Here is a 12,245-nt window from a genome sequence, read left to right as displayed (position 1 = left end):
CAACACCATCAATTTTAAAATTCAACGTTAATTTCTTCCAGCTCTTCCTTCGGCCGGGGATTTAGGGTGAGGGCCATATAAGCCATCAATTCATCCTGTAATTGTTTTGCCTGGCTTAACAGCGATTTATTAATGATATATGGGGCGATATCAATATCCTGGCCTATCAGGTTCTCTTTAAACACATCCTTAAACCTGGAGTATGTCAGCGAAAAATTCCACTTGTTTTTCAGGTGCCAAAAAACGCGGGTATCTTCTTTGCTCAGCATGGCGTAATTAACTACAACAAAAGTTTCGGGGTCTAACTTTTTAATGCATGCTAAAATATCCTGGGTATAGTTAATCCAAATTTTTAAATATGCTTCGGCATTTATGCGGTAAAACGCATTTTTTCTGCGTGACTGCCTAAAAATAAGCCATACCAGCCTTGATAAATATTTACGGCCCAGATACTTTCTGTCAATAATTTTAAATTCCCGCCTTAGCAATGAACTGGTTACCGATTGGTAATCGCGCACAATAACCAGGTAACGGGCATCCGGGATTAGTTCTTTATAAACATTAAGGAACATGCAGGTGCGTGGGTCTTTCCAGCCCCATTGGTCATATAACTGCTGTTTAACCTTGATAATGCATTTGACTTTCTCTTTCTCATAAACAGAAAAAGCATCAACACGCCCGTCTGTTAAGCCGGTCCTGGGCAGGTTATGATTGGCCAGGATCTCTTCGTGCATCTTTAAAAATTCCACGTCCTCAAAATGCCCATCGGGATTTCCGGGGCCTGGTTCAACCAGCTTTTCACCCAGCTGCATACCGCACCTGGTAAGCCAATGCGTTATAAGCGAGGTGCCGGAGCGGTGCATGCCGGCTATAATAAGGGTTCGTTTTTGCATAACGTGCGGTGGCGTTAACAGCTGTTACCTACAGATTTAACTATTATGGGCTACTTTTTTTTCGGCCTTATCAAGCGGATTAAGGTTGTTCAGGATAAAATACAGCAAGGTTGAGGTGCTTTGCGCTACCGTGCTTTCACTGGTGTTTATATACAGGTCGGGAGCGTACGGAACATCAAACTGCGCGTTTATGCCTGTGAGGTTGTTCAGCTTATCCGGGTGCCCATCGGGTAAAAATGCTTTTTTGTAAAGCCCCTTGGTGTCGCGGCTGATGAGTTTTTTTACCGGGCAATCAATATGTACAATGTTTACATGCTGGTATTTTTGAGCAAGCTCATGGCGCATCTCGTTATAGGGGTTTATAGCGCTAACTATGGTAACAATTCCGTGGGCCGAAAAACGGCTGGCCACAAAACCCAGCCTTCGGATATTTTCGCAACGATCGACCTTGCTGAAGCCCAAATCGCGGCAAATTTCATTGCGATATTCATCGCCGTCAATTATTTCAGTCCTAATGCCAAGCCCGGTTAATTCATTTGCAACATTTTTAGCTAATGTTGTTTTACCAGCTCCTGATAATCCGCAGAATAGAAGTATCATATCTCAAATAATTTATGTTGTATGATGAGGCTCAAAAGCACTGCAGGTTACTTTTGACAAGGTGAACATAATAAATTAAATTACCGGTTAATTTTGTTACAATGTAAATACTTCTTTACAAACAAGCCGGCTTGGGAGGCCAACCGGGCAAAAAACGCTAAATTGCGCTGTATCAGCCGTTTTAGTATGAAAAATCAATGGTACGGATAAAGGCACCAGAATGATACATCTAACAAAAATGTTACTTTATCAAACCGGCGCAAGGCCTTGATTGGGGTAGAAGAAAGGTTAATGCAATATTTTAAACATCAGTTCTTTCATCAATTCGCCGTGGGGGGCGTTTGATTCAACACCTTTGCTTTTCAGGTCGTATTCGCGCAGAAAGCTGATGATTTGCATTGTTTTGGGATAGTTGTAGCTGCGGCCGGCCAGCTCATAATCTTTTACAAAATATGGATTTACCCCAATTTCGCGGGCAACGTTTTGGGGCGATTTATCTTTTACATAATGATAAGCCAGTACCTTGCTGAAAAAATTATTCAGGTTACCTAATACAAGCACAATAGGATTTGCCTTAGGGTTGGCTTCAAAATAATTGATAATCTGGTTAACCTTTAACACATCCTTTTTGCCAAGGGCGGTTTGCAGCTCAAATACATTATACTCTTTACTGATACCGATGTTGTCCTGCACCAGCTTCAGGGTAATCTCTTGCCCGGCAGCTATGTTTAGCATCAGTTTTTCCAGTTCGTTTGCTATTTTAGATAGGTCGTTGCCCAGGTATTCGGATAGCATGGCCGATGCCTGTTGATTTATTTTATAACCTTTATCGCTTATAAAACCCTCTATCCAGGCTGGTATTTTACTATCATATAAAGGCGCCGACTCAAAAACAAGCCCGTTTTTTTCTATTGCCTTGTATGTTTTTTTCCGCTTATCAAACTTGCCATATTTGTAACAAAACACCAGTATGGTACTTGGCAGGGGTTTTTCAAGGTAGCTCAATAAAGGGTCGATACCTTTTTTGCTGTCATCATCTTTGCCCCATTTCATATCCTGGGCTTCCTTTACCATTACTACCTGGTAATCGGCCATCATGGGGTAGCGTTTGGCCGCGTTAAGAACGGCCATCATCTCGGTATCCTTGCCATATACCACGGTTTGGTTAAAACCCTTCTCTGCCTCTGGCAGCAGGTGATGTTCAATGTAGTTGCTCACCACATCAATAAAGTAAGGCTCTTCGCCATGCAACAGGTACAGGGGCTTGTATTTACGGTTCTTTATATCCTTTATTATATCGGCAGCTCCCATAAGTCAAAAGTCAAAATTCAAAAATCAAAAGTCAAAAATGACTTTCTGGTTGAGTATTCAAAATTAAAAAAATCAAAACGGTAATGTTGCATGATGATGTAAATGTGGAAAGTAATATTTGAAAAGCGGCGGGTTTGCGATGCCGGCAGGACTTCTTTTTTAATTAAACACTAAAACAGGCTGATGTTTCGGATATTCCTTTTTAATTTTGACTTTTTAATTTTGACTTTGAATTTACCACCCCTCAATCTCCCGCCCTATCCTTTTAAAATAAGTGATGATAACGGGCTGTTGAGCTTGTTTGATGAGATTCGCAAAAAAAACATCATCCTTACGCCCGAAGAGTGGGTAAGGCAGCATTTTGTACAATACCTCATCAGGCAAAAAGGTTATCCGCGTTCGCTCATCCGGCTCGAAGGCGGGCTTAAGCTTAACGGGCTGCAAAAACGTACAGATATAGTTGTTTTTAACAGCAGCGGGCAAAGAATATTGATAGTGGAATGCAAAGCGCCATCTGTTAGTATCGACCAAAAGACTTTCGACCAGGTAGCCCGCTACAACATGGTGCACAAAGTATGCTTATTGGCAGTAAGCAACGGCCTGCAGCATTATTATTGCACTATTAATCACGAAGAGAGGAAATACCAGTTTATTGAAGATTTGCCCGTTTACTGCAAACCTGTTTAGGCAGCATGCACCAGCAGGTTCATCTTCTCCAGCAGCTCGTCGGGCTTAAATGGTTTTGAAACATAATCGTTCATGCCGGCCTCATAAATTTGTTCTTTAATATCCAGCAATGCCGAAGCCGTAAGCGCGATAATCGGAATATGCGATTTTTTAGGGTCGGCCATTTTTCTGATCTCCATGGTGGCATCAAGGCCGTTCATTACCGGCATCTGCAGGTCCATCAGTATAATATCAAAGTTGCCATATTGCATCAGTTCAACTGCGCGCAGGCCGTTTTCGGCAATAGTGGGCGTTATGTTCCATTTAGATAATAGCTTTTTCATCAGCATTACATTTACCATGTTATCTTCGGCAATAAGCACGCGGATACCCGATATTACATCGTTTTTTTCTTGCGCCTGTACCAACGGAGCTATAGCTTTTTCAATAACCATTTCGGTTGATACCGGGAACTCCATATTAAATGAAAACTCGGAGCCCGAACCTGGTTTGCTGGATATATCCATATGCAGGCCCTGCAAATCCAGCAAGCGTTTTACAATAGCCAAACCCAGGCCGGTGCCCCCGTACTGGCGGGTTGTGGTTAATGATTCCTGGGTAAAAGGCTCAAAAATGCTGGTGAGGTTATGTTCTTCGATGCCAATACCTGTATCTTTTATCGTAAATTTAACTGTAACTGTATTGTGCCTGTCTTCAAAACAGGTAACCCTAACCCATACGTTGCCTTTTGTTGTGAATTTTATGGCATTGCTTACCAGGTTATAAATAATTTGCGTAATACGGGTGGGGTCGCCAAAAATTATCTTGTTGCACAGGGAGCTATCCACATCCAGCTTAAACAATAATCCTTTTTCCTGGGCCTTAATCATTTGGGCGCCGCAAATATTGTTCATTAATTCAACAAGGTTAAACCTTATATTTTCAAAAACCACCTTGCCCGATTCAATCTTGTTAAAATCGAGCACATCGTTTACAACGGCCAAAAGGTTATTGGCCGAAAACTTCAGGATCTCCAGGTTTTCCTTCTGATCGGCCCGTGGATTGCCCATCATGAGCAGGTTGCTCATCCCAATTACCGCATTTAACGGCGTGCGCATCTCGTGCGACATGGTCGATAAAAATTCAGACTTGGCCTGGGTTGATTTTTCGGCTTTTTCAATTGCTTTTTCAAGCTGGGCGTTTAGCGCAACCTGGTCTTCGCCGCTTTCTTTCAGCTGTTTTATGTTCTTTAAAAAAGCTGTATAAAAATGGCTATGAATAAATATAAGCAGGATAAAATTGGCAAAAAGAGTAATAATTATGGTTGATTGATCTATTTTATCGGGCTTAATGCCAATAACATACCCCTTTGTAAATTCAATAATCATGAAAACCAATACGGGCACCGCATTCAATAAAGAGTAAACCAAGCCGCCCGTTTGCCCCAGCATGTAATAGCTAAATACAATAACCAATATAATTACCTGTACCGTAACTATATTTACGCTTTGCAAAGTAATATAAACTATGCTTATGTTAACTATAGTGCCTACGCTGAGCAGTAAATGGCATACTAAACGCCAGTTGGGCCGATATGTTAAAAACTTAAACAAACCCGCAATACAAACCATTAATGCGCCGGCCGTATAAGCCAGCATGGTTTGCCCCTGGAAATAAACGCTCATGAAAACGGCGCTTAAAGCGATAAAAACTAACGGAAAACCAAAATAAAGCAGGCGGATACGTGCCTGATCAATGAAAGACTGTTCCTTTGATAAAATCCTGAAAATTGAAAAATTGAAAAAGCTTATTCCTTTACTCATGATTAAAGCACATTGCCCATGCTAAAACGTATTATAACCAATCAATTGATATTGATAACCTATTTCCGTTTTGCATTCCACAGCCGCTCATTCATGCAATTAGCAAGCCAAATCAATCATGTTTTGTTCAATGATCTTTAATTTGGCTTCGGCATCGGCCTTTTTGCGCAGTTCAATCTCAATAATCTCCGGCTTGGCATTGGCCATAAAACGCTCGTTGCTCAGCTTCGCGTTAACAGCTTTAAGGAAACCCAAAAGATATTCTTTTTCTTTTACAAGCCTTGCGCACTCAACAACAGGATCAAGCTTCTGGCTTAACGGAATAAAAAACTCATCGGTTGAAGCAATAAAATTAACCGCTCCTGAAACTTTATCGGCAACAGATGCAAACTCGCATATATTACCCAGTTTGGCTATAATGGCCGCGTACTGCAGGTAATTTATGCCCGAGTTCGATTTATAAGAAAGCTCAAGCGCCTCTTTAGGCGAAATTTCATTTTTATTACGAACGTGCCTGATTTGAGTAAGAACAATTTTTACGATCTCTACTTCGCCAAGTAGTTGTGTATTTATTTCCCCAATACTTGGTAATTGGGCAACAATACAGCAGTCTTTTTCTGTGCGTTCGCCAAATATCTCGTCGTGCCACAGCTCCTCGGTAAGGAATGGCATAAAGGGGTGCAATACTTTCAATATATTTTCAAAGAATGCCACCGTAGCTTTGTACGTTGTACCATCAATAGGATCCTGGTAGGGGTCGGCGTTGGCCGGGTGGTGATAAGAAGGTTTTATCATCTCCAGGTACCATGCGCAGAAATCGTCCCAAACAAGTTTATAGGTGGCCATTAGCGCTTCAGACAAGCGGTATTGTTTAAAATTATCTTCAATTTCGCCAAGTGCCTGATTAAAACGACTCTCAAACCACTCAATGGCAATGGTATTTGGGTTTTCGCGACTGTCGTCAACTTCCCAGCCCTTGATCAGCTTAAAGGCATTCCAAATTTTATTGGCAAAATTACGGCCCTGCTCGCAATAGCTTACGTCAAACATTAAATCGTTGCCGGCAGGCGAGCAAAGCAGCATACCAACGCGTACACCATCGGCACCGTATTGTTCTATCAAATCAAGCGGATCGGGGGAGTTACCCAATGATTTGGACATTTTGCGGCCCAGTTTATCGCGTACAATCCCCGTAAGGTAAACATTTTTAAACGGCGCCTGTCCTTTAAACTCATGCCCGGCCATAATCATCCTGGCTACCCAAAAAAACAGGATCTCGGGGGCGGTCACCAGGTCGTTGGTTGGGTAATAATAATTAATATCGGCGTTGTTAGGGTTTTTAAAACCATCGAATACCGATATAGGCCACAACCACGATGAAAACCAGGTATCTACCACATCGGGGTCCTGGCGTAAGTCGTCAGTAGTGAGTTTCGGGTTTTGAGTTTTGAGTTTTGCTTCGGCTAATGCTTCGTCAATGTTTTTGGCGATAACAAATTCGCCGTTTGGAAGGTACCATGCCGGGATTTGCTGTCCCCACCATAATTGGCGGCTGATGTTCCAGTCCCTCACATTCTCCATCCAGTGGCGATAGGTGTTTACAAATTTTTCCGGAATGAGTTTTATCTCGCCATTCAATACATAATCCAACGCCGGCTTGGCCATCTCGCCCATTTTGCAAAACCACTGCATAGATAATTTTGGCTCAATAACGGCATCGGTGCGTTCGCTGAAGCCTATCTGAGATTTATAGTCTTCTACCTTATCTAACGCATGTTCAACATCAAGTAATGATGCAATCTTTTTACGGGCAATAAAGCGGTCTTCACCCACCAATATCCGGGCACTCTCGTTTAATGTACCATCGTCATTTAAAATATCAATAACCGGCAGGTTGTGCTTTTGCCCAAGCTCATAATCATTCAAATCATGGGCAGGTGTAACCTTCAAACAGCCGGTACCAAAATCCATAGTAACATACTCATCCAGTATTACCGGAATCACCCTGTTTATCAAAGGAATTATAACCTGCTTGCCATGCAAATGAAAATAACGCTCATCGTTCGGATTAACGCAGATTGCAGCATCGGCCATAATGGTTTCCGGACGTGTTGTAGCAACAGTTAAATAACCGGGAGACTGATTTTCTCCAACTATATGGTACCTGATATAGTATAATTTCTGATTTACCTCCTTACGGATAACTTCCTCATCAGATACCGCTGTTTTCCCCTGCGGGTCCCAGTTTACCATGCGCACGCCGCGGTATATCAGGCCTTTTTTGTACAGGTGGATAAAGGTATCTATTACCGCTTCAGACATTTCGGGGTCCATGGTAAATTTGGTGCGGTCCCAATCGCACGAAGCGCCTAATTTTTTAAGCTGATCGAGGATAATACCACCGTATTTTTCTTTCCACTCCCAGGCATAAGTTAAAAACTCGGGGCGGGTAAGGTCTTTTTTGCTGATGCCGCGCTCCTTAAGCATGGCCACAACTTTGGCTTCGGTAGCAATACTGGCATGATCTGTACCGGGTACCCAGCAGGCATTTTTGCCTTTCATGCGGGCGCGGCGTACCAATACATCCTGAATGGTATTGTTTAGCATATGCCCCATATGCAAAACCCCGGTAACATTTGGCGGCGGTATCACTATGGTATAAGGCTCGCGCTCATCGGGCACCGATTTAAAAAAATCGTGCTTTAACCAGTAACTGTACCATTTATCTTCGGTTTCTTTAGGCAAATATGTTTTAGCAATACTCATAACGCGCAAAAGTACGATTGTTCGTGGTTCATAGCAAATAGGTTTTGCGGTTCGGGGATCCGGTTGCGAGGGTCGGGTTGTGGGGAGCGAGGCCCGGGGTTGATGGTTTGGGGTTGCGCGGCTTGAGGGCCGGGCTAACGAAACAAGTTTTGACAAGCGATGCGTGTAACCAGGCAACAGATTAAAGCTATAGTTTATCTACATTTTTACCGGCCACAGGCAACCCGAACCATGCAACAGATTAAAGCTATAATTTGCCCATATTTTAACCGGCAAAAGGCAACTCGAACCCGGCAACAGAAATGCTCCACAATATTTTTACAATTAAAAAGTTATAGTACTACCCTAACACGAATACACTAATAGTCATGAAAACAATGCATATACACCGTTTTTGGCTCGATGTTTTAAAAAGATCAAGGCTGGGTTTTGTAATAAACTGGTTCAACCGTTAGGTGGTTCGCCTTTATCTGTTTACATACTTTTACTGTAATTTATTATCTTTAATTTTCGGGTAATAAATTATGAAATTAAAGTTTTGGTATTTTATGCTGATGAGCGCCTTATCGTTACGGGCAAACGCGCAGGCAACCCGCAAAATACAACCACCAAAACATAAACGCAAAACAACAATCCCCATCAAATTTATCGATCAGGCCAATATGGATACCTCCATTAAGCCCGGCGACGACTTTTTTGAGTACGCCAATGGAAACTGGATAAAAAAAAACACGATACCTGCCAAGGAAAACCGTTGGGGGAGCATTACTATGGTGCGCCAGGAAAATGCCAAAAAACTTATAGAATTATTGGAAGAAGTAAGCAGGAAATCGGTAACTGCACCTAAAGGCAGCCTTATACAGCGCGTTGGCGACCTTTACGCCAGCAGCATGGATACCGTCGCGATTGAAAAGTTGGGCTATTCGCCTATTAAGCCCGACCTGGAACGCATTGACAAAGTCAACAACTTTGACGACCTTATCAATGAGCTTGCTTTTGAACGTGTTAACGGCATATTCGCTCAACTGTTCGGGTTGGAGGTTAATCAAGACGATAAAAATGCATCAAAGTATATTGTTCGTCTTGGCCAGGGAGGTACTGCATTACCCGACAGGGATTATTATTTAAAAAACGATCAGCGATCAAAGGATGTCCGGGATGCTTTAAAAACTTTTGCGATAACTGTGTTTACGTTAAGCGGCTGTGATGCCGGTGAAGCCGTTAAAAATGCGACAATAGTTTATAACCTGGAAGCGGCTTTGGCAAAAGCGCAGCTTAGCCGTGTGGCTATGCGCGACCCGCATGTTATTTACAATAAATTCCTGGTTGCAGATTTTAATAAAGTTACCCCGCATTTAAACTGGACCAAATTATTGCCAATGCTTAATGCATCTGGCCAGGATAGCATCCTGGTTAGCCAGCCTACATTTTTCAAAGCGGCCGACTCACTATTAGCGGCTACCCCAGTTGAAAATTGGAAAATATTTTTTAAATGGAATATTTTAAGAGGGGCTTCATTAAGCTTAAGCCCGCCTTTTGTACGGGCATACTTTGCTTATAACAGTGTGTTAACCGGCGAAAAAAGACATGTGCCGCGGAACGAGCAATCGAGCCGCACAGTTGACGGCACGCTTGGCGAATTGTTAGGACAACTGTATGTAGAGAAATATTTTACGCCATTAGCTAAAAAGCGCGTAACCGAACTTGTAAACAACCTAAAAACAGCCCTTGGCGACCGTATTAAACGCCTGGACTGGATGAGCCCTGAAACAAAGAAGCACGCGCTTAAAAAATTGAATGCATTTACCGTAAAAATAGGGTACCCTGATAAATGGGAAACTTATGCCGGTGTAGTAATAAACCGTAATGACTACTTGGGCAGTATGCGGAGCATATCCAAATGGCGGTACAATTTTATGGTCAACCACTTGGGTAAACCCGTTGATAAAACGCGTTGGGGATTAACGCCATCGGCCGTGAACGCTTACTATACCGAGACCAATAACGAAATTGTTTTTCCGGCAGGGATCCTGCAATTCCCCTTTTTTGATTTAAAGGCCGACGATGCTGTAAACTATGGTGGCATAGGCGGCATAATAGGCCACGAAATGATTCATGGCTTTGACGACAAGGGCCGCCAATATGACGCCGATGGCAACCTGCGCGATTGGTGGACAAAAACCGATGCCGACAAATTTAAAGTACGTGCCAACCGGCTGGTAATGCAATACAACAGCCTTACCGTATTGGATAGCCTGCATGTAAACGGCAAGCTAACCCTTGGCGAAAATATTGCCGATTTGGGAGGCTTAAGCATTGCCTACGAGGCTTTTCTGAAAACAAAACAAGGCCGGTCGGCTAACAAGATAGGTGGCTTTACGCCCAACCAGCGCTTTTTCCTGTCATGGGCGCAGGTATGGCGCGGTTCGCAACGCCCGGAGGTGGCGGCCCAGCGTGTCCTTACAGATCCGCACTCGCCCGAGCAGCACCGCGTTAATGCTACCTTAACCAACATTGATGCATGGTACAAAGCATTTAACGTTAAGCCGGGCGATAAAATGTATAAAAAACCGGAAGACAGGACCGAGATATGGTAATTATTTTAGTAACGAGTATTTAGTATCAAGTATCAAGAGAAGGCAAACAGGCCTGGTTAAGATCGTTTAAATATCGAACACTGAATGCCCGCTATCGAATAATAAAAATTTCGATGTTGGAAATCCAAAATTCATCGTTCGATATTACTTCCGTTTTCCTTACTTAATAACGTTGGACATAATAATAGGGGCAAGCCCTCAATGCCTCTTTATTATACCCTTAAAAAGGTCTTTTTCTGGTATAAATAATACAGAAACAGCCATTTCACCATCACAAAGGTAATGGCCATGGCCACGGCGTTAAACGGATCGCCTATGAGCTGGCCTATCCAGCCAAAAAAGCCGTTGTTGGTATAATTCCATTTGATGAAGTGGCCCGATACGTAAATCAGGATGGAGTTCATGCCTATCACCCTAAAATAAAACGACCATTTTTGGTAGCCCAGCACATCAATAATATAGTAAAAGAAAGCCATCAGTAATAAGCTTAAGCCACCCACCTGCATTACAAACGAGCTGGTCCACAGGTTTTTGTTGATAGGGAAATCAAGGTTCCAAACCTGGGCTATGATCAGGAAAGCCACGCCGGCAATGGCAAGGATGGCTACTTTTTTCATTTGCGCCAGGCCCGTTTTTTTCAGGATGGTGCCGGTAATAATACCCAGCAGGCCGGTACTGATAGCCGGGATAGTTGAGAATAAGCCCTCCGGGTCATGAATGCCCAAATACAGTTTGCCGGGCAGGATAATCCTATCCATATAAGATGCAAAATTGCCCTGCATGGTTAAATCGCCATGCGGATAGCCAGGTGCCGATGTGAATTTTAACAGTAACCAGTAACCTATAATGAATACCCAAAACCAAATCATTTGCATGCGCTCGCTGCTGTACAGGTAAATAATGTTGGCAAACATGTAAGCTATACCTATGCGGCCCAGCACGCTTGCAAACCGGATCTCAGCCACCGGCATAATTTTTAAGCCATTGTTTACCACCAGGCCCAGCAAAACTAATATGAGCGCCCTTTTTATCACGCGTAATACCAACTGCTGCTTGCTTTTGCCTTTCTCCAGCTCGCGGCCAACCGAAAACGGGGTTGATACACCTGCCATGAACAGGAACAGCGGAAAGATCAGATCGTATAAATGAAAACCGTTCCAATCGGGATGGGTGAACTGATTGGCGATGGAACCCCAGAAAGGCGAGCCCGTAGCCTTGGCCATGGTATGAAATATTTCTTCGCCACCCATTATCCAAAACATATCAAACCCACGCAGGGCATCCAACGAAAAAAGCCGTGTAGGAGCAGAGTTGATGCTATCAGGTGCAGTGTCGCCAGTAACGGTTTTTGCTTTGGCAGTCATTGTTTTACGGTTTATTGTGATGAACTAAAGATATAAAAAGAATAAACTATTTAAAATATTTTTTTTAGATGGTTGACTTTTTAAAATTTAGTGGTGAGTGGTGAGTGGTGAGTGGTGAGTGGTGAGTGGTGAGTGGTGAGTGGTGAGTGGTGAGTGGTGAGTGGTGAGTGGTGAGTGGTGAGTGGTGAGTGGTGAGTGTGAGTGGTGAGTGGTGAGTGGTGAGTG

8 protein-coding genes are annotated in these 12,245 nt (G+C 43.1%); 2 read left to right on the top strand and 6 right to left on the bottom strand.

Annotation, left to right across the window (positions count from 1 at the left end; translation table 11 throughout):
* Window positions 1-14: 14 nt before the first annotated feature.
* From AC1DXF_RS23785 to holA, 3 genes are all read right to left on the bottom strand, one after another.
* On the bottom strand, window positions 15-893 hold the full coding sequence (locus AC1DXF_RS23785; RefSeq protein WP_477451198.1) for a sulfotransferase: 879 nt from the start codon (window positions 891-893) through the stop codon (window positions 15-17).
* 36 nt (window positions 894-929) lie between these two features.
* Entirely contained in the window at window positions 930-1,493 is a 564-nt protein-coding gene (cysC, locus tag AC1DXF_RS23780; RefSeq protein ID WP_477451197.1) for an adenylyl-sulfate kinase, read from the bottom strand.
* Window positions 1,494-1,781: 288 nt separating this feature from the next.
* Window positions 1,782-2,804 (bottom strand): DNA polymerase III subunit delta, encoded by a 1,023-nt coding sequence (gene holA / locus AC1DXF_RS23775; RefSeq protein WP_477451196.1) that lies wholly within the window; start codon window positions 2,802-2,804, stop codon window positions 1,782-1,784.
* A gap of 228 nt (window positions 2,805-3,032) precedes the next feature.
* On the opposite strand from holA, the gene AC1DXF_RS23770 reads away from it, so the two are divergent.
* Entirely contained in the window at window positions 3,033-3,491 is a 459-nt protein-coding gene (locus AC1DXF_RS23770; protein WP_477451195.1) for a type I restriction enzyme HsdR N-terminal domain-containing protein, read from the top strand.
* On the opposite strand, the gene AC1DXF_RS23765 is transcribed toward AC1DXF_RS23770, so the two are convergent.
* Together AC1DXF_RS23765 and AC1DXF_RS23760 are read right to left on the bottom strand one after the other, a co-directional pair.
* The gene (locus AC1DXF_RS23765; protein WP_477451194.1) at window positions 3,488-5,293 is read right to left on the bottom strand and encodes an ATP-binding protein; all 1,806 of its coding nucleotides are present in this window, start codon (window positions 5,291-5,293) and stop codon (window positions 3,488-3,490) included. The genes AC1DXF_RS23770 and AC1DXF_RS23765 overlap by 4 nt on opposite strands.
* A 99-nt stretch (window positions 5,294-5,392) precedes the next feature.
* A complete protein-coding gene (locus AC1DXF_RS23760; RefSeq protein WP_477451193.1) occupies window positions 5,393-8,059 on the bottom strand; it encodes a valine--tRNA ligase in 2,667 nt (888 codons plus the stop codon).
* A gap of 524 nt (window positions 8,060-8,583) precedes the next feature.
* On the opposite strand from AC1DXF_RS23760, the gene AC1DXF_RS23755 reads away from it, so the two are divergent.
* A complete protein-coding gene (locus AC1DXF_RS23755) occupies window positions 8,584-10,656 on the top strand; it encodes a M13 family metallopeptidase (protein ID WP_477451192.1) in 2,073 nt (690 codons plus the stop codon).
* Between the two features lie 212 nt (window positions 10,657-10,868).
* On the opposite strand, the gene AC1DXF_RS23750 is transcribed toward AC1DXF_RS23755, so the two are convergent.
* A complete protein-coding gene (locus tag AC1DXF_RS23750) occupies window positions 10,869-12,020 on the bottom strand; it encodes an acyltransferase family protein (protein ID WP_477451191.1) in 1,152 nt (383 codons plus the stop codon).
* Window positions 12,021-12,245 lie beyond the last annotated feature (225 nt).

It is taken from the genome of Mucilaginibacter sp. P2_A5 (assembly GCF_056404995.1).
Note: the sequence above shows the minus strand (reverse complement) of the source record. Positions and strands in the feature narration are given on the sequence as shown.

Excerpts from the sequence above, each read along its gene's own strand:
- cysC (WP_477451197.1), bottom strand. The coding sequence starts at position 1,493 with ATGATACTTCTATTCTGCGGATTATCAGGAGCTGGTAAAACAACATTA.
- AC1DXF_RS23785 (WP_477451198.1), bottom strand. The coding sequence starts at position 893 with ATGCAAAAACGAACCCTTATTATAGCCGGCATGCACCGCTCCGGCACC.
- AC1DXF_RS23760 (WP_477451193.1), bottom strand. The coding sequence starts at position 8,059 with ATGAGTATTGCTAAAACATATTTGCCTAAAGAAACCGAAGATAAATGG.
- AC1DXF_RS23755 (WP_477451192.1), top strand. The coding sequence starts at position 8,584 with ATGAAATTAAAGTTTTGGTATTTTATGCTGATGAGCGCCTTATCGTTA.
- holA (WP_477451196.1), bottom strand. The coding sequence starts at position 2,804 with ATGGGAGCTGCCGATATAATAAAGGATATAAAGAACCGTAAATACAAG.
- AC1DXF_RS23765 (WP_477451194.1), bottom strand. The coding sequence starts at position 5,293 with ATGAGTAAAGGAATAAGCTTTTTCAATTTTTCAATTTTCAGGATTTTA.
- AC1DXF_RS23750 (WP_477451191.1), bottom strand. The coding sequence starts at position 12,020 with ATGACTGCCAAAGCAAAAACCGTTACTGGCGACACTGCACCTGATAGC.